Source organism: Mycetocola sp. BIGb0189, from assembly GCF_024810155.1.
Taxonomy (GTDB): domain Bacteria; phylum Actinomycetota; class Actinomycetes; order Actinomycetales; family Microbacteriaceae; genus Mycetocola; species Mycetocola lacteus.
In genome coordinates this window covers 40,595-65,207 of sequence record NZ_JANUED010000004.1, presented here as the reverse complement: position 1 = coordinate 65,207, position 24,613 = coordinate 40,595, and the positions used below count along the sequence as shown (strand labels likewise).

Here is a 24,613-nt window from a genome sequence, read left to right as displayed (position 1 = left end):
CGGCGGGGGAGACTAGTCGGAAACCTCCTGTTCCCGACGGTCACGGGTGCGCACCTGGTGGGTCAGCAGCGCGGCACCGAGCAGGAGCACGAGGGTCGCGCCACTGATCAGGAACCACGGTACGTCGTTACCGGTGCCCGGGAGCCAACCGCTGGAAACGGTGGTCGGCTTGCCCGATGCGGTGGAGCTACCGGCGTTCGCGGCGGTGGTGCCGTTCGCGCTGGTTCCGCTGGCTGCGGATCCTCCGGCCGATGCGGCACCGTTCGCCGCGGCCTGGGCCTGAGCAGAGGCGGCGGACTGCGGGTCAGCGGCGGAGGTCGGTGCGTTCGCTGCAATGTTGCCGTTAGCGGCGGACTGCGGGTCAGCTGCAGCGTCTTCGGCCGCTTCCGGGTTGGCGGCTGCATCTGCTGCCGCCTCCTGGTTTGCTGCCGCGTTGGCGGTTGCACCGGCTTCGGGGGTACCCGAGGCGTCGGCGTTTCCACGCGAGCTTGCAGCCGGGTCGGATGCGGCCGAACCGGCAGCATCCGTGCTTGCATCCGCGATGGCCGCGGAGGAAGCTGCCGCCGATGCGTCACCCTCGGCCGCCGCGTTGTTAGCCGCGTTGGCGTTCGAGGTGTTGTCGGCGTTGGCCGCGGCGACTGCTGCCGCGTTAGCCGCCGAGGTAGCATCTGGAGCAGCGTTCGCGGAGGCGTCCGAGGATGCCTGAGCGGTCGCGGCTGCCGATGCCGCTGCGTTGGCGTTAGCCTCCGCCTTTGCGGATGCATCCGACGTGTTGTCACCGTTGGCGGCAGCCTGGGCTGCTGCCTGTGCGGCGGCGTTGTTGTCGCCATCGGCGGTGGCCGATGCCGACGCCGAAGCGGCTGCGTTGGCGTTCACGTTGGCGTCAGCGGCGGTTGCAGCTTCGGCTTCGGCGGTTCCCTGAGTTGCGGCGTCCGCGTCTACGGCTGCCTCCGGGTCGGCCGCCGCGGTCGCGGTGGCGGTGCCCTCGGGGGTACCCGATGCGTCCACGTTACCGCGCGAGTCCGCTGCCGGGTTGGCACCGGGGTCGGCACTAGCCGTTCCCGAGGCGTCAGCAGTAGCGTCCGAAGTCGCGGTGGCAGTTGCCGCTGCGCCCGGGTCGGCGGTGGCCGTCCCAGTTGCATCGGCGGTAGCGGTGGCTGCCGCCTGTGGGTCGGCTGCCGCGTCCGCGGTTGCTGCCGCGTTCGGGTCAGCCGCGGCGTTTGCGGTTGCGTTGGCGTCCGCGGTCGGGCTGGCGCTCGCGTCGGCTCCCGCATCCGCGGTTGCGGTTGCGGTGGCGTTTGCGTCGGCGGTAGCGGTGGCTGCCGCCTGCGGGTCGGCTGCGGCGTTGGCATCTGCCGCGGCGTTAGCATCCGTTGCGGTGGTTGCGGTGGCTGCTGCCTCGGGGTCGGCCGTGGCCGTTCCGTTGGCGGCGGCATCGCTGGACGCGTTGGTCGAGGCGGTGGCAATGGCGGCGGCATTTGCCGCTGCCGATGCGTTGCCCTGAGCTGCTGCGCTTGCGGCACCGTTGGTGTTCGCGGTGTTGTCGCCGTTGGCGGCGGCAGCTGCGGACACGTTAGCCGAAGAGTTCGCCGCGGTAGCCGAGGTTGCCGAGGCGTCCGAGGATGCCTCTGCGGTTGCGGCTGCCTGCGATGCGGCGTTCGCGTTGGCGGTGGCCGCCGTGGTGCCGGCGGCGCTGTTGTCGCCGTTGGCTGCAGCCTGAGCTGCTGCCTGGGCGGCGGCGGTGTTGTCACCGTTGGCGGATGCCGATGCTGCTGCCGAAGCGGCGGCGTTGGCGTTCACATCGGCGTCGGCGGTTGCGGTTGCTGCTGCGCCCGGGTCGGCGGTAGCCGTTCCGGTTGCGTCGGCGGTTGCGGTTGCGTTGGCCGCGGGGTCGGCGGTAGCCGTTCCGGTGGCTGCCGCATCGGCGGTTGCCGCGGTGTTCGGGTTAGCCGACGCGTCAGCGGTTGCTGCCGCGTCGGGGTCCGCTGCCGCGTTGGCGCCGGCGTCTGCGGTTGCCGTCGCGTTGGCATCCGCATCCGGGTTGGCTGCCGCGTTCGCTCCCGCATCCGCGGTGGCGGTGGCGGTTGCGTTGGCGTCGGTGGTTGCCGTGGCGGTGGCTGCTGCCTGCGGGTCGGCGGTTGCCGTTCCGGTAGCGGCGGCATCGCTGGAGGCGTTGGTCGAGGCGGTGGCAATGGCGGCGGAGTTTGCCGCTGCCGATGCGTTGCCCTGAGCCGCTGCCGAGGCAGCACCGTTGGTGTTGGCGGTGTTGTCGGCGTTGGCCGCTGCTCCCGCGGACACGTTGGCGGATGAGTTCGCCGCGGTGGTCGAGGTAGCCGAGGCGTCCGAGGATGCCTGAGCGGTCGCAGCCGACTGCGCGGCGGCGGATGCGTCACCGTTGGCGGCGGCGGAAGCGCCGGAATTGCTGTCGCCGTCGGCCGCAGCCTGGGCCGCTGCCTGAGCACCGGCGTTGTTGTCACCATCGGCGGTGGCCGATGCCGAAGCCGAAGCGGCGGCGTTGGCGTTCACGTTGGCGTCTGCGGTGGTGGCAGCATCGGCCGTGGCGGTTGCCGCTGCGCCCGGGTCGGCGGTGGCCGTTCCGGTTGCGTCGGCGGTTGCGGTGGCCGCTGCCTGCGGGTCGGCTGCCGCGTTGGCATCCGCATCCGGGTTGGCTGCCGCGTTCGCTCCCGCATCCGCGGTGGCGGTTGCGTTGGCGTCGGTGGTTGCCGTGGCGGTGGCTGCTGCCTGCGGGTCGGCGGTGGCCGTTCCGTTGGCGGCGGCGGTCGCGGACGCGTTCGCCGAAGAAGTCGCCGTCGCGGCAGCCTGAGCGGCCGAGTTCGGGTTCGCATCGGCCGCGGCGGACGCGGTTCCGTTGGTGTTGGACGAGTTGTCCGCGTTCGACGCTGCCTGCGCGGACGCAATAGCGGCCGTGTCGGAGTTGGTCGAGGCGTTGTTAGATGCGTCCGCGGTGGCGGCGGTCAGCGCGGCGGAGTTACCCGTCGCATCGGCTGCCGCGGAGGCGGTGCTGGTGGCGTCCGCGAGTGCGGCTGCCTGGGCGGCTGCCTGAGCAACCGCGTTGTTGTTGCCGTCCGCGTTCGCCGAGGCCGAGGCGGATGCCGCGGCGTTGGTGTTCACGTTGGCATCCGCCGCCGTGTTGGCGCTGGCTGCCGTGCCCGGGTCGGCCGCGGCATCTGCCGTGGCTGCTGCCTGCGGGTCGGCGGTGGCGGTTGCGTTGGCGGCGGCGTTGGTGGACGCGTCCGAGGACGAGCTCGCGTTGGCGGCTACCGAGGCGGCTGCTCCGGAGTTTCCGTTGGCGGCAGCCGAACCATTGGCGGCGCTGTCGCTGTTTCCGTTGGCATCGGCGGCACCGACGGCGGAGGCGTTAGCCGACGAGTTCGCGGCGGTCGTCGAGTCTGCCGAGGCACCGGTGGATGCCTGGGCGTTCGCGGCGGACTGCGAAGCAGCGTTGGCGTTCGGGTTGGCTGCTGCCGACCCTGCCGCAGTGTTGTCACCGTTGGCTGCGGCCTGAGCCGCGGCCTGTGCGCCGGCGGTGTTGTCGCCGTTGGCCGCAGCCGAAGCGGCGGCCGATGCCGATGCGTTCACGTTGGCATCCGCGGTGGCGGCTGCGTTGGTGTTCGCGGTAGCGGTGGGATCCGCCGCGGCATCTGCATTCGCGGCCGCGTTGGCGTTGGCCGTGGCGTCGGCCCCACCGGGATCATCCGCGGCTACACGGACGCTCGAGGAGGCGAAGCCGATCGATGCCACATTCCCCAGGATAGGAAGAAGGGAAACGCCCAGGGCCCGCACCGTGCGCGAGTTGGTCCCCAGATCGCCGGTCCCGTTGATCGGGGCAACAGTCGGCTGTTCGTTAATACGAATGGCCACGACCTGGTTGAGGACACCACGCAGAATCGGGTCCAGCGCGGCGGTGACCGGAGTCACCAGCGCCTGAACCAGCGGGGTCAGCGCCGGACCGATAGCGGTGATCGCGGTACGAAGGGCCAGGCCCAGGGTTCCGCTCACGATGGGTGCGAGTCCCGCCAGGATACCGTTGGTCAGCGGTGCGATGATCTGCCCAACGGGCAGACCGACCACCGAGATCGTCGACGTGTCGATGGTCAGCGGGGTCGGATCCAGACCGCTCAGCTGAGCGAGTGAACCGTTGATCTTGATCCCGCCGGTCAGCGCACATCCCACAATCGGAAGACACGCACCCTGAATCTGAAGGGACATCGTCACCGAAAGCGCGTTGATGGTTTCCAGGGTGAGTTCGGTTACCCGCTGGGTGATTCCGGAGATGGTGTTGGTTACCCCGGCAACGATGGCATTGATCACCGGAGCCGAGAGCAGCTCGGTGTTCGGGGGCAGATTGTTGATGTCGCGGCCATCGAGGTCCCGAAGGATCTTGGCAAGGTCAACGCTGATCGCGCCGGTCCCGACATTCAGCGTCACGGCGCCGCTGGTAATCGGCGTTGCGATGAGCTTTTGAACCACGGTGGCACCCACGGTGTCGAGACCATTGATCGCCACGGTCGGCGTGCCTGTCACCCGAAGGAGCCCAATGTCCACGAGGCCGATCGTGCCCAGGTTGAGCGCGTTGATCACGCCCGCCACGGCAGTCAAAATGTTTGTGAGCGCACCGCCGGTGCCCACCAACGAGTTCAGCGTGTTCGTGGTGGTTTGTACGGTGGTTCCGACGGTCGTGGTGAGGTTACCCACGAGCGGGCTACGCAGCTGCAGACCCAGCTGGCTCAGCGCGTACTGGCTCGACGTAGTGGCCGGGCCGGTGGCCTCGATCCGTGACGCAAGGGCACCAATTTCCAGTCGCGCCTGGTCCAGAACCGTGTCGGTGAGACCGGTGACCTGGAGCTGGCTGAACAGTCGGTGCAGGTCAACGTAGGCCGGAGTCAGGGTGGAGCCATTGCCGCCGCTGACCGCCAGGCTCCCGTCGGCCTGGATCAGGCCGGAGGAGGCGATCGCATTGGTGGCGGACGGTGCCGAGGCAAAACCGCGCAGGGTTCCCAGCTGGCCCAGATCGATCAGGCCGGTGCCGGGCGGACCGATCAGCGGAAGCTGAAGCGAACCCAGGCCGACGTTGATGGCACCGAGGGCCCCCACGTTCAGGGCCTGGGTGTTGGCGGCCGGTGCCGACGGGTTACCCGCGACGGCCGTGCCGAGATCCGCAAGCGGAATCGCGGAGTTGAAGAGTCCGCTGCGCAGGAACTGGCCCTGCGCCTCGGAGGCATCATTGGGAAGCGCAACCGCTGCGTTCCCAATCGGGACCGCGATGAGCGCCCCTAGGGCAACCCCCGCGGTGGCTGTCAGGAGCCGGTTGCGCGTTCGGCGCTTCTTCCAGCTCGGTGGTGCATTTGTTCTCATCGAAGAATCCCCTTATTCGGATGAACGGTGACGCACGCGTACCCGCGCACGTGCGGACAGGCTAGCAATCCGCAAATTGGGCGTCCAGGGGGTCCCCCGGGTGGGGGACTGGGTGAAAAACCGGGTGAAAAACCGCGAGATTATCGCGTGGTGATTAGGAAATACGAGTGTCACACACGGATGGCGCCCCCCGACTTGGGGTAAGTTTTTCGCGCCCGTTTGCCACCCTGTGTCACGTTTTGGGCGCGGAGGTTTCGTGATGTTACGGCCCGTCAAAAACCGTGTAATCACGGGGTTTTCAGGGCGGTGTGGCCCAATCGAGGGGTCGGAAAACACCCAGCGGATCCGCCTCCGCTCGAACGCGGCGGCGCGGCCTAGACTGGCCCCATGACATCGGCGGCAATCATCGGAAGTGGCCCCAACGGACTCGCGGCGGCGGTGACCCTGGCACGGGCCGGGCTTGACGTCACCGTGTTTGAGGCCGCGGATACCCCTGGCGGCGGGTGCCGCACCGAGGAACTGACCCTTCCCGGGTTTTGGCACGACTGGGGTTCCGCGGTGCACCCGATGGCGATGACCTCCCCGTTTTTTCAGGCGTTTGGACTGACCGAGCGGGTTCCCTATGCGATACCCGAGATCTCCTATGCCCACGCGCTTGAGCCGGGCAACATCGGGGTGGCTTACCGAGACCTGGATCGCACCGTGGCCGGGTTGGGTGGCGATGGCGCGCGCTGGCGACGGATCTTTGCCCCGCTGGTCTCTCGGCTGGAACCCGTCGGCAATCTGATCTCGGCACCGCTGGGAAATGCGCCCGCCCATCCGATCCTGGCGACCCGGCTGGGACTCGCGGTCCTCGCCGCATCGCCGCTGGGGGAGGCGAGTGTGGGGCTGCGTTCGGAGGTGGCCCGAGCGATGTTTGCCGGGGTCGCGGCGCACGGCATCGGAAACATTCGCTCGCTCGCGCTGAGCGCCGTGGGGCTGATCCTCGCCGCGCACGCCCACGGCCCCCGCGGGTGGCCGGTTCCGATCGGTGGTGCCGGTGCGGTGACCGCCGCACTGCTGGCCGACCTCGAGGCGCACGGGGGGCGCGTGATCACCGGCACCCGGATCACCCACGCGGATGAACTGCGCGGCTCCGACGCCATCATTTTTGATACCTCCGCGCGCGACCTCGCCCATATCGCCGGTGATGTGCTGCCCGAGAAGTATCGCAAGAGCCTGCGCTCATTCCGTTACGGGAATGGATCGGCCAAGGTAGACTTCGCGCTCTCTGAGCCCGTGCCCTGGCTGGATTCCGCCCTCCGTGAGGCACCCACCGTTCACCTGGGGGAAAGCGCCAGGAGCATCGCTCGCGCCGAGAATGCGGTGACTCGTGGAAATATGTCGGATCAGCCATATGTGCTGGTGACGCAACCCTCGAGCGTGGATCCCGGCCGTGCACCCGAGGGCAAGGCCGTGCTCTGGGCCTATGTTCACGTACCGGCGGGAAGCACCCTGGATCCGACCGAGATCATCACCGCGCGGATCGAAAAGTATGCCCCGGGATTCCGTGACACCATCCTGGCGAGTGTGCACACCAGCGCCGCTCAGGTGGAGGAACGCAATCCCAGCATGATTGGCGGAGACATCGGAACCGGGGCCACCGATCTGCCGCAGCTCCTGGCCCGTCCGGTACTGGCACGCGAACCCTGGCGAACCCCGGTGCCCGGACTGTATCTCGGCTCCGCCTCGGTCCCGCCGGGGCCCGGCGTGCACGGGCGGGGTGGTTTTGCCGCCGCCGGTGCCGCCCTGGCGGACCTGGGAATCCCGCTCCCGGACCTGGGATTTGGCTCGGGGCGTACCGTCTAGATCGGGAAATCCCGTTCCGGGGCTGGGATGGTCGGTGGTCCCCGATTAGACTGGGCAGGTGGTTACCGCTCTCTATCGCCGTTATCGGCCAGAATCTTTTGCCGAACTGATCGGTCAGTCTCAGGTGACCGATCCGCTGATGACCGCGCTGCGCACCAACCGCGTGAACCACGCCTACCTGTTCTCGGGACCGCGTGGGTGCGGAAAGACCACCTCGGCCCGCATCCTCGCGCGCTGCCTCAACTGCGCCGAGGGGCCCACCGATACCCCCTGTGGCGTGTGCCCGAGCTGTGTCGAGCTCAGCCGTGACGGTGGTGGCTCGCTCGACGTGGTCGAGATCGACGCCGCGAGCCACGGTGGTGTCGAGGACGCCCGTGACCTGCGCGAGCGTGCCGTGTTTGCCCCGGCGCGTGACCGCTTCAAGATTTTTATCCTGGACGAGGCCCACATGGTCACGGCCAACGGCTTCAACGCGCTGCTCAAGATCGTGGAGGAGCCGCCGGAGCACGTGAAGTTTATCTTCGCGACCACCGAGCCCGATAAGGTCATCGGCACGATTCGCTCGCGCACCCACCACTATCCCTTCCGGCTGATCCCGCCGGCCCAGATGCTGGAGTACGTCGAGTCGCTGTGTGCCTCTGAGAAGATCGCGACCGAACCCGGCGTGCTGCCGCTGGTTGTGCGTGCCGGGGGCGGCTCGGCGCGAGACACCCTGTCCCTGCTGGACCAGCTGATCGCCGGATCCGAAAACGACACGGTTTCCTATGAGCGAGCCGTGGCGCTGTTGGGGTTCACCCACGGCGCGCTGCTGGATGAGGCCGTGGATGCGCTGTCGCAGCGGGATTCGGCCGCCGCCTTTGCCGCCGTGGACCGGGTAATTCAGACCGGACAGGACCCGCGTCGTTTCGTCGACGACCTGCTTGAGCGCCTGCGCGACCTGATTGTGGTGGGCGCTACCGGCGATGCCGCCGCCTCGGTGCTGCGCGGGGTTCCGCAGGAGGACCTGGACCGGATGGCCATTCAGGCGGCCGCGTTTGGTCCCGCCGCCCTGAGCCGCACGGCCGATATCGTCAATGATGCACTGGGTGAGATGGTGGGGGCTTCGGCCCCGCGCCTGCACCTGGAACTGTTGGTGGCGCGCGTGCTGGTCCCCGGATCGGATGACAGCGAGCGCGGCGCCCTGGCTCGGGTCGAACGCCTCGAACGTCAGATCGTGACCGGTGGCGCACTGCTCTCGGGCGCGTCCATTGCGGATGTGCCCGGCATGGGCGACCCGGCAACCGCGGGCCTCAGCGGTGCCGACCTGGCTCGTGCCGCGGGGAAGCGCCCGGCCGCGCAGACCCCGGCCGCACCCGCCGTGGCGCAGGCCTCGGCCGTGAGCGCTCCCGAACCGCGGGCGGCATCGGTGCCCGCAGCACAGGCGGAGCCCGCAGCACAGGCGGTGCCCGCGAGCGCGGATTCCGCAGCCCCCGTACCCGCGACCTCGACAGCCGCGACGTCGACGCCCGCCACCCCTGCCCCGGCAAGCTCGGCTGCGGCAGCCACCTCCGCGTGGACCACCGCGAACATCGGTCAGGGCGCGTCATCGGCCCCCGCCAACACCCCGGCGTCCCGTGCCGACGCGGCACCGGAGAGCGTGGTCCCCGAGACCGCCGCCCCGGCACCCCAGACCTCGGCCGCAAACGTCGCCCCCGCACCGCGGGACCCCAACCGGCCCCTTGACTTTGCCCAGGTTCGTGATGCCTGGCCCGAGGTCCTGGACCACCTGGCTGCGGGCAAGCGGGCATCCTGGATGGTCGCCAGTACCGCGACCGTGCGGGCGTTTGAGAACGACGTACTGACCCTCAGCTTCCCCAGCCAGCTCGACGCCGAGGGATTCCGTCAGCCGGCACCCAACGGTGAGGGCGTGAGCGCACACGTGCGCGCCTCGATCCTCGCGGTGCTCGGGGTGACCGTGAAATTCATCGCAAGAATCGATGCGTCCCCGGCCCCCACTGTGATCCCGCCTGCCGTCATTCCGCCTGCCGTCATTCCGCCGGCGCCCGCGCCCGCTCCCGTGGCTGCTGTCCCGACGGGCTCTGACTCGACCGCTCCGGTTCCCTCGGGCGCCGAAGCCTCGGATGCGTCAACGGACGGACCCGCCCGTTCGGCCGGCTACGCCGCGGCTCCGGCAAAAACCAACCCCGAACCGGCCGCCGGAAACGCCGCGGCGACTCCCGCGGTACCCGAGATGGTGCTGCCGGATGGGCTCACGCTGGGTCCGGCGGCCACCGGCTGGGCCGTGGCGGCGATCCCCGGATCTGCTCCCGCCACGACGTCCGCGGCCCCCGCAGCGGCACCGCACGCTGCTGCTGCGGCAGCGCCTGCTGCCCCCGCGCCCGCTCAGGCACGGCCCGTCACCACGCCGGCGGCGGGTGCGATGGACGCCGAGGACATCCCGTTCCCCGACGATAACGATGCCCCGCCCGCGGATGACGAACCGCCGTTCCCGGATCCCGGTGGCGGGTTTGGTGGACCTCGCGGGCCGCGCGGTAACCAGCCCGGAAATGGCCAGCCTGGAAATAACCAGCCCGGCGGGAATCAGCCCGCCGCCTGGGCACCAGCCGCGGTAATTCCGCCGGCCGCCGCGATCCCCCCGGGGGCCGCAATCCCCCCGGGTGCCACCAACCGCGCTCCGGCAGCACCGGGCCGCTTCGCCGCCCTGTACAGCGACAACGCCCCCGCGGAGCCCGCCCTAGGCGGCCCCACCGCTACCACCGCATCCACGACGCAGGACGCATCCGCGAACGTCGCGGCCCCCGCTGTTGCCCCCGCCACCCCGGCACCCGCCGGCGCGACCGAGTGGCCGATGGATGAGGGCTCGGACCCGCATCCGCCGACGCCGTCACCCGCCCCCGCGGAGGCCACCGCGCCGCCTCGTGAGGCCCCTACCGCAACCGCGCGGTTTGCTCCGTCCTCGGGAAACCGCTACGGTGAGGCCGTTGTCCGCGAAATTCTCGGCGCGGTTTTCCTGGAGGAACAGGCCTATATTCCGGCCACCCGCTTCGACCGCGGATAACATCCGGTACCACACCGGAAAACGGCACGGCTTGCCCGTGCGGAGATAAGGAACCACATGTACGAGGGAATTGTTCAGGAACTGATCGATGAGTTCGGTCGCCTGCCCGGAATCGGTCCCAAGTCTGCCCAGCGCATCGCGTTCCACATCCTGCAGACCGAGAGTGTCGACGTGGCTCGACTGTCCGAAATCCTCGGTCAGATTCGCACCCGCGTGCACTTCTGCGAAATCTGTGGCAACGTCGCCGAGCAGGAAACCTGCTCGATCTGCCGCGATCCGCGCCGTAACCAAACCCTGATCTGTGTGGTGGAGGAAGCCAAGGACGTGGTGGCCATCGAGCGCACCCGCGAGTTCCGTGGCCTCTACCATGTGCTCGGCGGCGCGATCAGCCCCATCGACGGAATCGGCCCGGATGATCTCCGGATTCGGCAGCTCATGCAGCGCCTTGCCGATGGAACCGTCACCGAGGTGATCCTCGCCACCGACCCGAACCTTGAGGGGGAGGCTACCGCCACCTACCTCAGCCGTTTGCTCACCACCCTGGAGGTCAAGGTCACCCGCCTCGCCTCGGGCCTGCCGGTGGGCGGCGACCTCGAATACGCCGATGAGATAACCCTCGGTCGCGCGTTTGAGGGTCGCACCGTCATTGGCTAGATCCCGCCGCATACCTGAGGTGTGCGCCACCACCCCGTGGCGAACCTCGTAATATGCCGGGGTCGTTATTCAAGGCGATTTAGACTAAACATCCGGCGGGCCGTATGCCCGCACCATTCCCCAGGAGTATCACGTGAGCCTAATCGTTCAGAAATACGGCGGATCGTCGGTTGCCGACGCCGAGAGCATTAAGCGCGTCGCCAAGCGAATTATCGCGACCCGCAAGGCCGGAAACGATGTGGTTGTGGCCGTCTCGGCCATGGGGGACTCGACCGATGAGCTGATGGACCTGGCCCACGAGGTCTCCCCGATTCCCGACCAGCGTGAGCTGGACATGCTGCTCTCCAGTGGTGAGCGGATCTCGGTGGCTCTGCTGGCGATGGCCATCAAGTCGATGGGCTATGACGCCCGTTCCTTCTCCGGTCCCCAGGCGGGGATGCGTACCGACACCCACCACGGGTCGGCCCGCATCGTCGAGGTGGATCCGGTTCGTCTGCGTGCGGCACTGGATGAGGGCGCGATTGTGATCGTGGCTGGATTCCAGGGGCTCTCCCTGGACACCGCCGACATCACGACCCTTGGTCGCGGCGGCTCGGACACCACCGCGGTGGCTCTCGCCGCGGCGCTGAACGCCGATGTGTGCGAGATTTACACCGATGTGGATGGCGTATTCACCTCGGACCCCCGCGTGGTTCCGCTCGCGCGTAAAATCGACAAGATTACCGCCGAAGAAATGCTGGAGCTCGCGGCCAACGGTGCCAAGGTGCTCTACATTCGCGCGGTGGAGTTTGCGCGTCGTCACGGCGTCACCCTGCATGTTCGTTCATCATTTAGCAACAACGAGGGAACCCTCGTATACAACCCGAAGGAGGGTGACGAGATGGAACAGCCCATCGTCACCGGTGTCGCCACCGACCTGAGCGAGGCCAAGATTACCGTTGTGGGTGTCCCCGATGTCCCCGGTAAGGCCGCTCAGATTTTCAGCCTGATCGCCAAGACCGAGGCCAACGTGGACATGATCGTGCAGAACGTGTCGGCGGCGTCGACCGGTCTGACCGACATTTCCTTCACTCTGCCCAAGTCGGAGGCCCAGCTGGTGCTCACCGCGCTGCGCAACGAGCAGGAGACCATCGGTTTCGTCTCGGTCCAGCACGATGACCAGATCGGCAAGCTCGCCCTGGTGGGTGCGGGGATGAAGGCCAACACCGGCGTCTCGGCCAAGCTGTTCCAGTCGCTTTCCGATGCGGGAATCAACATCGAGATGATCTCGACCAGTGAGATCCGCATCTCCGTGGTGACCCGCGCCGACTCGGTCAACGAGGCCGCTCGCGTGGTGCACTCGGTCTTCGGCCTGGACAACGACATCGAGGCCACCGTCTACGCCGGTACCGGTCGCTAGGTTTTTCCACCACGCCTACGGTGGTGCGCCGGTCGATGCTGTCGACCGGCGCACCGCTGTATCTGTCACCATCGGATGCCGCCTCGACGGGATGGCCATCCCCGCACCACCGCCGGGTGAGAATTCGCCCAGCGTAAATTTTCGCAGCGTTATCGCTCGCTAGACTGAGCAAAAGCCAAAGGAGACACCGCAATGACCACTGGAGTACGCCTCGGGATCGTAGGCGCCACCGGACAGGTTGGCACCGTGATGCGCCAGCTGCTGCAGGACCGCAACTTCCCGATCGCCGAGCTGCGTCTGTTCGCCACCGCGCGTTCGGCCGGTAAGACCGTGCGCTTCGGCGACACCGACGTCGTGATTGAAGACATCGAGACCGCGGATCCCACCGGTTTGCAGATCGCCCTCTTCTCGGCCGGTGCGACCGGTTCGCGCGCTCACGCCCCGCGCTTCGCGGCAGCCGGTGTGACCGTGATCGACAACTCCTCGGCCTTCCGTGGTGACCCGGAGATCCCGCTGGTGGTCTCCGAGGTCAACCCGCACGCGCTGAACCACCTGCCCAAGGGCATCATCGCCAACCCCAACTGCACCACGATGGCCGCAATGCCGGTGCTCAAGGCGCTGGATGCCGAGGCCGGTCTGACCCGCCTGGCGATCACCACCTTCCAGGCGGTGTCCGGCTCCGGGCTCGCCGGTGTGGCCGAGCTGGCCGGTCAGGCCCGCGCCGCCGTGGCCGATGAGAACTTCGAGCGCCTGGTGCACGACGGTTCCGCCGTGACCCTGCCCGAGCCCGCCGTTTACAAGCGGCCGATCGCCTTCAACGTGGTGCCGCTGGCCGGTGCCATCGTCGAGGACGGCGAGGGGGAGACCGACGAGGAGAAGAAGCTCCGCAACGAGAGCCGCAAGATCCTCGAGCTGCCGGAGCTGCTGGTGGCCGGTACCTGCGTGCGCGTTCCCGTGTTCAGCGGTCACTCGCTCTCGGTACACGCCGAGTTCTCCGGCGAGATCACCCCGGAGCGCGCCACCGAGATCCTCGCCGGTGCCCCCGGTGTCGAGCTCAGCGAGATCCCGACCCCGCTGCAGGCGGCCGGTCAGGACCCGTCGTATGTGGGTCGGATCCGCGCCGACCAGTCGGCCCCGGCCGGCCACGGCCTGATCCTGTTCATCTCGAATGACAACCTGCGTAAGGGTGCGGCGCTGAATACCGTGCAGATCGCCGAGTTGCTGGCCGAGAAGCTGCTGGCCGACTAACGTTTGCCTGAAACCACCGGCGGCGGGGATTTTCCCCGCCGCCGGTCGTTGTATTCTCGGAGAATGCGCGCACCGAAAATCCCCCAGCCCTTCGCGGCAGATCCGCGCTCGGTCCGGGCCGGCGCACGTCCGCGAACGGGACCGATTACGCCCGCTCTCCCCGAGCACAACGGTCCGCTGACCGCGAGTAGCCGCGAGCGCGAGGTTTTCCTGACCCAGCTGCTGCTGGCGGTGGTGGTGCTGATCATCGTGACCGCATCGCTGCTGCTGGATCCCGATGTGTTGCGGTCCCCGGTGATTCTGACCGGGGTGGGCCTGATCTTTTTGGCCACCATGATGGCGGCGATCGGTCGGTGGTCGAGCTGGCCGCGCTGGTTGATCATGATTCTGCCGATCGTGGATATCGTGGCGATCGTGCTGATCCGCAATGGGGATGTGGCCCTGGGGGCGGGGCTTCTCCTGGTGTTCCCGGTGACCTGGCTGGCCGGCTATTTCGGGCGCACGGGCGCGATTGTCGGTCCGGCCTTCGCCTCGCTCCTGCTCTGGGTGATCGCGCCCGAGGGGCCGATGGGTCTCCACGATCTACCGCGTATCCTGCTGCTGCCGATCACGCTGATCTTTATTTCCACCGCGACCTATCAAAACACCCGTCGCAGCGCCGCCCAGCGTGCCCTGCTCACCCGCCAGTCGGCCCTGATGACCCGCTCCTACGACGACGCCCGAATCCAGCAGGGCACCCTGGATACGGTTTTGAACGCGGTGCCGTTTGCCGTGGTCGCCTACGATGCCGAGGGAAACCGCGGACACCGCAATGATGCGTTCCGGGTGCTCAAGCTGCGCTACGGCAGCCACCGCACCGCGCACGCCGAGGGACGCCTGTTTGGGGCCGACCGGCGCACGGTACCCGATGTGGACGACCTGCCGCTGGAGCGCCTGCACCGCGGAGAGGAGTTCTCCGACCTGGTCCTGTGGCTCACCTCGCCGCTGGCCCCGAGTATCGCGCTGGCCGTGTCCGGTCGTCAGCTCCCCGAGGGTGGCTCGGTCCTGGTCCAGCGCGACATCACCTCCGAACTCCAGGCGCTGCGCTCCCGGGACGACCTGATTGCCTCGGTCTCCCATGAGCTGCGCACCCCGCTCACCTCGGTCATTGGCTACCTGGATCTGGTGCTGGACGATGATGGCCTGGACGAGGGCACCCGCAAGCAGATCGAGATCATCCTCGGGAACTCCGAGCGGATGCTCGCGATCGTCTCGGACCTGTTGCAGGCGGCGCGAGACTCCGATCAGGCGTTTGTGTTGACCCGTGGACACTGTGACCTGCGCGAGATCGTGGGGGAGGCCATCGCCTCGGCCGAACCCGCGGCGGCGGACCGCAACGTGAGCCTGAGCATCAGCGCCCCCGACACGGTCCCGATGAACGCCGATGGCTTCCGGCTGCGCCAGGTGGTCGACAACCTGGTGAGCAACGCGCTCAAGTACAACCGCGATGGGGGCACGGTCACCGCCCGAATCGAAACCGACGACCACGGCGTTCGGTTGAGCATCGCCGATACCGGCCTGGGCATGTCCGATCAGGACCGCGCCCGCGCCTTCCAACGCTTCTATCGCGCCGACGATATGCGCATCTCGACGATTCACGGGACCGGGCTGGGCCTGGCCATCTGCCGCGACATCATCGACCAGCACGGCGGCTCGATCGAGGTGGCCAGCGAGCTGGGCATCGGCACCATCGTCACCGTCACCCTTCCTCACCACAGCGATCGGATCCCCGAATATGAACTTTGATGCGGCGACCCTGCAGCTGGTCAACGGCCTGATGGCCATCATCTGTGCGGTGCCGTTTGTGCTGCACACCGTCTTTCGCGGGCACGATCGTTCGGGACTGTACTGGTCCCTGGGCTTCATGTCGGGGCTGGTCAGCGCCGGCTGCTACGCGGTCTCGGCAACGCTGAACGACGGATGGATCATCCTGGCCGTGGCCAATGGGGCGTTCGCGTTCACGCTGGGCGCCGTGTGGAGCGGGACTCGACTGTTCAACGGTCGGCGATCGCTGATCCAGCTCCCGATGCTCGGCGGACTGATCTGTGCGGCCCTGGTGCCGCTGTTCTGGGCCGAGCACGGCGTGTGGGCGGGCGCGGCCGGATACATGGTGACCGTGGGGATCTTTGCCGGACTGATCGGCTGGGAGGCGCTGCGTCCGCCGCTGCGTCGCAACGTGTATGCGCGGGTGTTTGCCACGGCGATGATCCTGGGCGGGCTCTATCAGCTGGACCGCGCGCTTGAACTGACGGCCACCGGGGTGAAAACCATCGAGGCGAACCCGCTGTATGGCACCGCGACGGCGACCCTCGTGGTCACGGTGCTGCTGGTGATCTCTTCGATCTGCCTGACCGCGATTCGTGCCGAACGCGACACTCAGCACCGGCTGGCTCCGACTCCGGGTGGCGGCGCGGTCAACTTCTCGATGGACGTGCTTTCGGCACCGGCCTTTGCCGCCGGAGCAAAGGACCGGATGGTGCGCTCCCGGCAGCACGGGATCCGGGTGGCGCTGCTCCAGCCGAGAATCGATGGACTCTCCGACTTCCAGGTGGCCTACGGTGCCTCGGCCGCGCAGGAGGCGATCCTGCGCTTTGTGGCGGTTCTGCGGGGCAGTGTCCCACCCACCGCGATCATCGGTCACCTCGGAGAGGGCCACTTCGCCGTCCTGGCGATGATGGATGAGGTCACCACCGGGCGCGATGTGGCCCGCGGGATCCTCACGACCCTCGCCGAAACCCCGCTGGCACCCGAGCGTGGACTGCGTATGAGCGCGAGTGTGGGCGTGGCCGAACAGGCCGAACCCGGGGTCGAATGGGACATTCTGTGGGGCGCGGTGAACGAGCGCCTCGCCGCGGCACGTGCCGACGCGGGAAACGTGATCGCCGAGGTGCGGGTTGCCCGGGACGGTTCGCGGGTTGATGCGTTGGGGCATAAGCTAGCCTCATGACGACTTCACAGCCGGTCGACGTGGCTCTTATCGGCGGCGGTATCATGAGCGCAACGTTGGCTACTCTTATTTCCCGGTTGCAGCCGGACTGGTCAATCGAAATCTATGAGCGTCTGGGCGATGTCGCCCAGGAGAGCTCCAACCCGTGGAACAACGCGGGCACCGGCCATGCGGCCATGTGTGAGCTGAACTACATGCCCGAGGCCCCGGATGGCACCGTCAATCCGGCCAAGGCGCTGCAGATCAACGAGCAGTTCCAGGTGTCCCGGCAGTTCTGGGCGCACCTGGTGCGTGAGGGTGTGCTGCACGACCCGAACACGTTCATCAACACGGCCCCGCACATGACCTTTGTCCACGGCGAGAAGGACGTGGAGTACCTGCGTAAGCGCTTCGAGGCGCTGCGTAACGAGCCGCTGTTCCAGACCATGGAATACTCCACCGACACGCGCCAGATCAATCAGTGGGCGCCCCTGCTGATGACAAAGCGTCTGGCCGGCGATACATATGCGGCCACTCGGATGAGCGCCGGAACCGACGTGGACTTCGGCGCGCTGACCCATGAACTGATGGACGCCGCGGTGACCTCGGGCGCCAAGCTGCGCCTCAACCACGAGGTGCGCGGGCTGAAGAAGCTGGCCGATGGGACCTGGCGCATCCGCTCGCGTGATCTGGTGGGTCGCACCCCGCGTGAGATCAACGCCAAGTTTGTGTTTGTGGGTGCCGGCGGATGGGCGCTCAAGCTGCTGCAGAAGTCGGGCATCCCCGAGATCAAGGGCTACGGAGTCTTCCCGATTTCCGGGGCGTTCCTGCGGACCGACAACCCCGAGATTGTCGCCCAGCACTCGGCCAAGGTGTACAGCCAGGCCGCGGTGGGTGCCCCGCCGATGTCGGTGCCGCACCTGGATGCGCGCGTGGTGGACGGCCAGTCGAGCCTGCTGTTTGGGCCGTATGCCGGATTCAGCCCCAAGTTCCTGAAAAACGGGAACCTGTGGGACCTGATCACCCAGCTGCGTCCGGGCAACATCATCCCGATGCTCGCGGTCGCCAAGGACAACCCCTCGCTGATCTCGTACCTGCTCAAGGAGTTGACGGCCTCGCGGGCCAAGAAGCTCGCCGCGCTGCGTGAGTTTATGCCCACCGCCGAGGCCAAGGACTGGCACCTGATCGTGGCCGGTCAGCGCGCCCAGGTCATCAAGAAGGATCCGAAAAAGGGTGGCATCCTGCAGTTCGGCACCGAGCTGATCGCCGCCGGAGACGGCTCAATCGCGGGTCTGCTGGGCGCCTCACCGGGGGCCTCCACCGCCGTGCCGATCATGATCGATCTGCTCAAGCGCTGCTTCCCGAACGAGTACTCGGGCTGGGAACGTGAACTGACCCGGATGATCCCGACCCTCGGCACCAACCTCAACGACGATCCCGACCGCGCCCGCGCGGTGCTGGCCGAGACCGCCGAGGTCCTACAGATCGAGCTCTAGGCGTCCCCGCTGTGAGCGAGCCGGGGCAGCGGATGCCCCGGCTCGCTTAGACTGGTCCAATGGCGAAACTGTATTTCCGCTACGGGGCGATGAACTCGGGCAAGAGCACCGCCCTGCTGCAGGCCGCATTTAACTATGAGGAGCGCGGGCATCGTGTGCTGCTGGCAAAGCCGGGCATCGATACCAAGGCCGATGGCGCGATTAGTAGTCGTTTAGGCGTGAGCCGGCAGACCGATTTTTTGATCGGTGGGGGCACCGATGTGCACGAGCTGTTTGCTCGCGCGCGCGGCGGCGAGCCCGTGCACGCGCTGCTGGTGGATGAGGCGCAGTTCCTGGAGACCACGCAGATTGATGCGCTGCTGGAGATCGCGCTGCTGGAGGATGTCCCGGTGCTCGCCTACGGCATCCGCACCGATTTCCAAACCGTGGCCTTCCCCGGATCGCGTCGCCTGCTGGAGATTGCTCACAGCATCGAGGAACTCAAGACCATCTGCCGTTGCGGGCGCAAGGCGCTCTTCAATGCGCGCATCGAGAACGGCCGCTTCGTCTTTTCCGGCGAGCAGGTGGTGATTGACGGCACCGAGGCCGGCTACGAATCCCTGTGCGGAAACTGTTATCTCACCGAGTGCGGCGGCAAGATGCCCACTCTCGTACGTGAGCTGAATGAAACGGAGCTGGCCCGATGAAGATTTCGGTTATCGGATGCGGATACCTGGGCGCGGTTCACGCCGCCGCGATGGCGACCCTCGGTCACGAGGTGGTCGGCCTGGACGTGGACGCCGAGAAGATTGCCTCGTTGGCTGCCGGCCGTGCACCCTTCTATGAGCCCGGGCTGCCCGAGCTGCTCTCCGAGGCCGGCGCAAGCGGGAACCTCCGGTTCACCACCGATCCCGAGCTCCTGCGCGAGGCCCGCGTGCACTTCCTCGGTGTGGGTACCCCGCAGGCCGCCGATGGCGGTGCCGCGGATCTGAGCTACCTGCACGCGGCCCTGGACACCCTGCTGCCCCGGTTGTCTCCGGGGGACCTGGTGGTGGGCAAGTCCACCGTGCCGGTGGGCACCGCGGAGACGCTGGTCGCGCGCGTACGGGAGCGCGGGGCCGAGCTGGCGTGGAACCCCGAGTTCCTGCGCGAGGGCTTTGCGGTTCAGGACACCCTGCGCCCGGATCGCCTGGTGTATGGGTTTGCTGCCGAGAGCCTGGTCCGTGAGGGAGAGAGCGTCAGCGCTCCCGGACGCGAACTGCTGGACGAGGTCTACGCCGATGCACTGGCCGCCGGGACCCCGCTCGTGGTCACCGACTTTGCCACCGCCGAGCTGGTGAAGGTCGCCGCCAACGCGTTCCTGGCCACCAAGATTTCCTTCATCAACGCGATGGCCGAAATCGCCGATGTGACCGGCGGTGACGTGAGCGATTTGGCCACCGCAATCGGGTACGACAACCGCATCGGATCACGTTTCCTGCGTGCGGGCATCGGCTTCGGCGGCGGCTGTCTGCCCAAGGATATCCGCGCGTTCTCGGCGCGGGCCAATGAGCTCGGGGTGGGGGAGTCGCTGGGCTTCCTGGCCGAGGTGGACGCCATCAATCTGCGTCGTCGCGACCACGTGGTGGAGCGAGCCGAGGCGATCTTGGGAGACCTCGCCGGTCGCCGGATTACGGTGTTGGGACTGGCGTTTAAGCCCGATAGTGATGACGTCCGAGATTCACCGGCCCTCGATATCGCGACCCGCCTGGCCGCCCGCGGTGCCGTGGTGACCGCGACCGATCCACAGGCGGTTGAAACCGCCCGCCGGCACACCCCCGAACTCAACTATGTGACCTCCACCGATGCGGCCCTGCGCGGTGCCGAGCTGGTGCTGGTTCTCACCGAGTGGTCCGAGTTTAGAAACCTGGATCCCGTTGCTGCCGCGGCCCTCGTGGAGGCTCCGATCGTGATTGACGGACGCAACTGCCTGGACCGCGCGGCCTGGCGCGGCGCGGGCTGGGCCTATCACGGGCTGGGCCGCCGCTAGGCGGCCGCCGCGATTCGCCGGTAACCCGGCCGGGTGTGATAGCGTGACACCCGAAAACCACGTGACACGGGGTGCCCTCCGGGGCTGAGATTACACCCGTCGAACCTGATCTAGCTTGTACTAGCGAAGGGATGTCGCGCATGTCGCGCACGCCAGAAAACCTTATTTTCCAGACCCAGACCGCCCTCGAGCGGGTGCGTGAAACCGCGCCGCTCGTGCAGAGCATCACCAATGCGGTGGTCACTAATTTCACCGCCAATGCGCTGCTGGCGCTCGGGGCGGCCCCGGCGATGTGTGACATCGTCGGCGAGGCCGGTCCGTTTGCCCGCATCGCCCAGGGCCTGCTGATCAACCTCGGCACCCCGGTGCCCGAACAGCGTGAAGCCGCCCGGGAGGCCGTGAGCGCCGCGAACGAGGCGGGCACCCCGTGGGTGCTTGATCCGGTTGCCATCGGCGCTCTGCCGGTCCGTACGGCCCTCGCACTGGAGCTGCGCGAGCTTCGCCCCACCATCATTCGCGGCAACGCCTCGGAGATCCTGGCGCTGGCCGAGGCGGGCACCGGCGGACGCGGCGTGGACGCGACCGACGGGGTCGAGAGTGCGCGGGATGCCGCGGTGGCACTCGCCCGTCGAACAGGCGCGGTCCTCGCGGTCTCCGGGCCCACCGACCTGATCACCGACGGGGAGCGGTTTGTGCGCCTGTCCAACGGTCATGTGCTGCAAACCCGGATCACCGGCGGGGGATGCGCCCTGGGCGCGGTCCTGGCGGCCTTCGCCTCGGTGGACGAGGACCCGCTGGTGGCGGCCGTGGCCGCGGTCAGCACCTACAACATCGCCGCCGAACTCGCCGCCGAGCGGGCACCACGGCCGGGTAGCTTCCAGATCGCGTTCCTGGACGCCCTGGACGAGGTCTCATCCGCGCACATCGCCGCTCGGATGGTGATCGCATGAGCCTGCCCCAGCCCGACCTCTCGGTCTACCTGGTGACCGATACCGCCCAGCTGCGCGCCGCCGGACACGATCCCGTGGGCGGTGTGCTGGCCGCGGTAGCCGGGGGCGTCAACACCGTGCAGGTGCGCGAAAAGGACGCGTCGGCCCGCGATTTCCTCGCCTACGTTGAGGCCCTCTCGGCGGCTCTGCCCGCGCATGTTTCCCTGATTGTCAACGACCGGGTGGACGTGTTTCTCGCCGCCCGGGTGCGGGCGGCCCGGGTGGCCGGCGTGCACGTGGGGCAGAGCGATCTGCCGGTGACCGCGATCCGTTCGCTGATCGGCACCGACGCGATTCTCGGGCTGTCCGCCAGTACCCCCGAGGAGATCGCGGCCGCCGCGGCCTCGGGGGTGGTGGATCACATCGGCATCGGACCGCTGCACAACACGACCACCAAGGCCGATGCGCCGGACGGGCTGGGACACCCGGCGGTTGCGCGACTCTCCGCCGCTTCGCCGTTGCCCGCGGTGGCCATCGGTGGGCTGCACGCCGCGGATCTGCCGATCCTGCGTGCGGCGGGCCTGGAGGGTGCGGCGCTGGTGTCTGCGATCTGTGCCGTCCCCGACCCCGAAGCAGCGGCCCGCGAGCTGCGTGCAGCCTGGAACGGAGCCGCGGCATGAGCGCGGACGTTGCCAACCTGAATCCGGAGGGCTCCGGTCCGGTCCGTGTCCTCTCGATCGCCGGCACCGACCCCACCGGTGGGGCCGGCATCCAGGCCGACCTCAAGTCCATCGCCGCCAACGGCGGTTTCGGGATGGCCGTGGTCACCGCGCTGGTTGCTCAGAACACCCGGGGTGTGCGCAGCGTGCACGTGCCGCCCGTGGCCTTCCTGCGGGAGCAGCTGGATGCGGTCTCGGATGACGTGGTCATCGATGCTGTGAAGATCGGGATGCTGGGTGACGCGGAGGTGATCGACACCGTCACCCGCTGGCTGGATGAGGTGCGCCCGCCGCTTGTGGTGCTCGATCCGGTCATGATCGCGACCAGCGGCGACCGGCTCCTGGCGGCCGAAGCCGAGACCGCGCTGCGCGGACTGCTGTCGCGGGCGCACCTGATCACCCCGAATATACCCGAGCTGGCAATCCTCGCCGAGGAACCCGCTGCCACCACCTGGCCGGGTGTCCTGGAGCAGGCGCTGCGCGTCTCCGAGCGCTATGCCGTACGGGTCCTCGCCAAGGGCGGACACCTGGAGGGGGCGCATGCTCCGGATGCCCTGGTTGATGCCTCCGGCACCCTGCCCGAGCGGGCGCGTGTGGTGGAATTCTCGGGTGTGCGCATCCACACCGAAAACACCCACGGAACCGGCTGTTCTCTCTCCGCGGCCCTGGCCACTCGAATCGCCGCGGACGGGGACTGGCTTGCGGCCATCGCCGAGGTCAAGCGCTGGCTGACCGAGTCGATCACCCACGCCGATTCCCTGCACGTGGGCGAGGGCCACGGGCCGATCTCCCACTTCGCCGGACTCTGGTCGCGCGGCGGCCTGGCTACCGAGCGTGCGGCCGGTGAGTACCTCGAGGACTGGTGGCAGGCCATTGCCCCGATCCGGCACCGGGCAAACACGCTCCCGTTTGTTGAGCAGCTTGGTGCGGGAACCCTCGATCGCGACGCGTTCACCTGGTACCTGGCCCAGGACGCGCTCTACCTGCGGGACTACTCCCGAGTGCTTGCCGAGGCCTCAAAGCTTGCTCCAACCCCCGAAGAACAGGCGTTCTGGGCTGCCGGTGCCAACGGGGCGATCGCCGCAGAGCTCCAGCTTCACCAGGGCTGGCTGCCCGAGGACGAGGTGTTCTCCACGCCGCCCGCTCCGGCGACCATCGCCTACGTGGATCATCTGTTGGCCGCAGCCGCGCGCGGGGACTACGCGGTGATCATCGCCGCGGTGCTGCCCTGCTACTGGCTCTATCAGGACATCGGGACCCGCCTGGTGGCGCAGTCACATCCCGAACACCCGTATGCGAGCTGGCTGGAAACCTACGCCGATGAGGCTTTTGCCCGCTCGACCCGCTCGGCCATCAGATATGTGGGGGAGGCCGTGCGTCGGGCGGATCCGGAGACGCGGGCGCGGATGTTCGAGGCCTTCGAGCGCGCTTCGGCCCATGAGGTCGCCTTCTTTGCCGCCCCGCTGGAGGCTCGAGCGGTTCCCGGACACGCCGAATGACACACCCGGCGTGCACATTCCCCCGCGGGTGTGCACGCCGGAAAACCGCGGAAACACGCTAAAAATGCGCCGCTTTTGGGGTCCGTGGTCAAACTCCGGATGAAAATCAGGTACTCTAATAGAGGTCGCAAGATCACCATCGGGGTGTGGCGCAGCTTGGTAGCGCGCTTCGTTCGGGACGAAGAGGTCGTGGGTTCAATTCCCGCCACCCCGACAGATGGAAACATCAAAGCCGGTCAGAGAAATCTGACCGGCTTTTGTTTTGCGCCGGGCCACTCACCCACTCGGCGGCTGTGCTCGTCCTCCTCCGCAGGGGTGCTCTCCTTCGCGCTGACGCAGGGCATACTGTCGCACGGCATACATGCGCACAAGACGCCCGCACACCTGGGTGTGCGGGCGTCTGAGGCGTGGCTGAGGCGTGTCTGAGGCGGCGTGGAGGGCGAGCCGCCTAGCGGGCCACCAGGGTGACCAGGGTGGCCTCGGGGCGGCAGGCAAAGCGCACCGGGGCGTAGATCGAGGTGCCCAGGCCCGCCGAGACGTTGAGGTAGGCGCTGCGGAATGCGTGTCGCCAGAGGCTCAGTCCCTTGACCTGACGTCGCGGGATATCGCAGTTGGTCACCAGGGCACCCACCCCCGGCACACACACCTGCCCGCCGTGGGTGTGGCCGGCCAGGATCACATCGGCGCCGTGGGTCACAAACGAGTTGAGCACACGCTGATACGGGGCATGGGCCACGCCGATGTGCAGCGCGGGTGCGGCGGTGTCGGACTCGAAGGAATCGGCGTCTTCCTGCCCGTCCAGCAGCCCGGTGAGCAGATCGAGACGGTCCCGTCCGATATGCGGATCGTCGACCCCGAAGAACCCGATCTTGGTTCCGCGGATGGTGATCTCATCCACCCGGTTGTTCAGTGAGCGCCATCCCAGCGCCTCGGTGAAAAAGCGCTCGAGACGGGGAGTGTCAAGATCCTTGGAGCGGCGAGGTGCCGAGGCCGCCGAGGAGGAGGGTCCACGGAAATACCGCAGCCAGTTTTTCCGCACCGGACCGTAGTAGTCGTTGGAACCGTTGACGTAGACGCCGGGAATCCCACCAAACTCGGCAAAGGCCAGCTCGATCCCGCGGATGCCGTCGGCATGGCCGAGATTATCGCCGGTGTCCACCACGAGGTCGGGCTGTTCTGCTGCCAGCGAGCGCACCCAGGCCTGCTTATCGCGCTGCCAGGGGGCCATGTGCAGATCCGAGAGGTGCAGGATCTTGATCGGGTCGCTTCCCGCCGGAAGCACCGGGATTTCGACCCGACGCAGTGTGAACAGGCGTCGTTCCACCAGGCTCGCCCACGCAAAACACCCCGCGGCCGCGACGGCCAACACCCCCACCAGGGGAGTAATTCTGCCGGTCCGTCGGGCCATCGGGGT

The 24,613-nt window shown here is 67.9% G+C and carries 15 protein-coding genes, 1 tRNA gene and 1 riboswitch; of the genes, 14 read left to right on the top strand and 2 right to left on the bottom strand.

Annotated elements, in window-relative coordinates:
• Positions 1-12: 12 nt before the first annotated feature.
• A complete protein-coding gene (locus tag M2390_RS07305) occupies positions 13-5,376 on the bottom strand; it encodes a hypothetical protein (RefSeq protein ID WP_259177828.1) in 5,364 nt (1,787 codons plus the stop codon).
• Between the two features lie 387 nt (positions 5,377-5,763).
• Here M2390_RS07305 and M2390_RS07300 point away from each other — a divergent pair, with 387 nt between their 5' ends.
• The 14 genes from M2390_RS07300 to M2390_RS07235 all read left to right on the top strand — a co-directional run bounded on the left by M2390_RS07300 (position 5,764) and on the right by M2390_RS07235 (position 23,413).
• Positions 5,764-7,224, top strand: a complete 1,461-nt coding sequence (locus M2390_RS07300) for an NAD(P)/FAD-dependent oxidoreductase (protein ID WP_259177827.1) — start codon at positions 5,764-5,766, stop codon at positions 7,222-7,224.
• A 58-nt stretch (positions 7,225-7,282) separates the two neighbouring features.
• Positions 7,283-10,282, top strand: coding sequence for a DNA polymerase III subunit gamma and tau (locus tag M2390_RS07295; RefSeq protein WP_259177826.1), 3,000 nt, complete (start codon positions 7,283-7,285; stop codon positions 10,280-10,282).
• A gap of 57 nt (positions 10,283-10,339) precedes the next feature.
• Entirely contained in the window at positions 10,340-10,936 is a 597-nt protein-coding gene (gene recR / locus M2390_RS07290; protein ID WP_121689633.1) for a recombination mediator RecR, read from the top strand.
• 133 nt (positions 10,937-11,069) lie between these two features.
• Positions 11,070-12,335, top strand: coding sequence for an aspartate kinase (locus tag M2390_RS07285; RefSeq protein ID WP_121689634.1), 1,266 nt, complete (start codon positions 11,070-11,072; stop codon positions 12,333-12,335).
• Between the two features lie 192 nt (positions 12,336-12,527).
• The gene (locus tag M2390_RS07280; RefSeq protein ID WP_259177825.1) at positions 12,528-13,583 is read left to right on the top strand and encodes an aspartate-semialdehyde dehydrogenase; all 1,056 of its coding nucleotides are present in this window, start codon (positions 12,528-12,530) and stop codon (positions 13,581-13,583) included.
• Between the two features lie 63 nt (positions 13,584-13,646).
• Positions 13,647-15,368: a cell wall metabolism sensor histidine kinase WalK gene (locus M2390_RS07275; RefSeq protein ID WP_259177824.1), complete on the top strand. Its 1,722-nt coding sequence runs from the start codon at positions 13,647-13,649 to the stop codon at positions 15,366-15,368.
• Positions 15,358-16,569: a diguanylate cyclase domain-containing protein gene (locus M2390_RS07270; RefSeq protein WP_259177823.1), complete on the top strand. Its 1,212-nt coding sequence runs from the start codon at positions 15,358-15,360 to the stop codon at positions 16,567-16,569. The genes M2390_RS07275 and M2390_RS07270 overlap by 11 nt, the downstream gene beginning before the upstream one ends.
• Positions 16,566-18,044: a malate:quinone oxidoreductase gene (locus M2390_RS07265; protein WP_259177822.1), complete on the top strand. Its 1,479-nt coding sequence runs from the start codon at positions 16,566-16,568 to the stop codon at positions 18,042-18,044. The genes M2390_RS07270 and M2390_RS07265 overlap by 4 nt, the downstream gene beginning before the upstream one ends.
• 59 nt (positions 18,045-18,103) lie before the next feature.
• Positions 18,104-18,730 (top strand): thymidine kinase, encoded by a 627-nt coding sequence (locus M2390_RS07260; RefSeq protein ID WP_259177821.1) that lies wholly within the window; start codon positions 18,104-18,106, stop codon positions 18,728-18,730.
• Positions 18,727-20,052, top strand: coding sequence for a UDP-glucose/GDP-mannose dehydrogenase family protein (locus M2390_RS07255; RefSeq protein WP_259177820.1), 1,326 nt, complete (start codon positions 18,727-18,729; stop codon positions 20,050-20,052). The genes M2390_RS07260 and M2390_RS07255 overlap by 4 nt, the downstream gene beginning before the upstream one ends.
• Positions 20,053-20,109: 57 nt before the next feature.
• A riboswitch (TPP riboswitch) is annotated at positions 20,110-20,201 on the top strand.
• Positions 20,193-21,002 (top strand): hydroxyethylthiazole kinase, encoded by an 810-nt coding sequence (gene thiM, locus M2390_RS07250; RefSeq protein WP_259177819.1) that lies wholly within the window; start codon positions 20,193-20,195, stop codon positions 21,000-21,002. Its footprint overlaps the riboswitch before it by 9 nt.
• Entirely contained in the window at positions 20,999-21,661 is a 663-nt protein-coding gene (thiE, locus tag M2390_RS07245; protein WP_259177818.1) for a thiamine phosphate synthase, read from the top strand. Before thiM ends, thiE begins: the two co-directional genes overlap by 4 nt.
• On the top strand, positions 21,658-23,199 hold the full coding sequence (locus M2390_RS07240; RefSeq protein WP_259177817.1) for a bifunctional hydroxymethylpyrimidine kinase/phosphomethylpyrimidine kinase: 1,542 nt from the start codon (positions 21,658-21,660) through the stop codon (positions 23,197-23,199). The genes thiE and M2390_RS07240 overlap by 4 nt, the downstream gene beginning before the upstream one ends.
• 140 nt (positions 23,200-23,339) lie before the next feature.
• Positions 23,340-23,413 (top strand) — tRNA-Pro (locus tag M2390_RS07235).
• A gap of 234 nt (positions 23,414-23,647) precedes the next feature.
• Here M2390_RS07235 and M2390_RS07230 read toward each other — a convergent pair.
• Complete coding sequence (locus M2390_RS07230) at positions 23,648-24,607, bottom strand: metallophosphoesterase (RefSeq protein ID WP_259177816.1); 960 nt, start codon at positions 24,605-24,607, stop codon at positions 23,648-23,650.
• Positions 24,608-24,613: the final 6 nt, after the last annotated feature.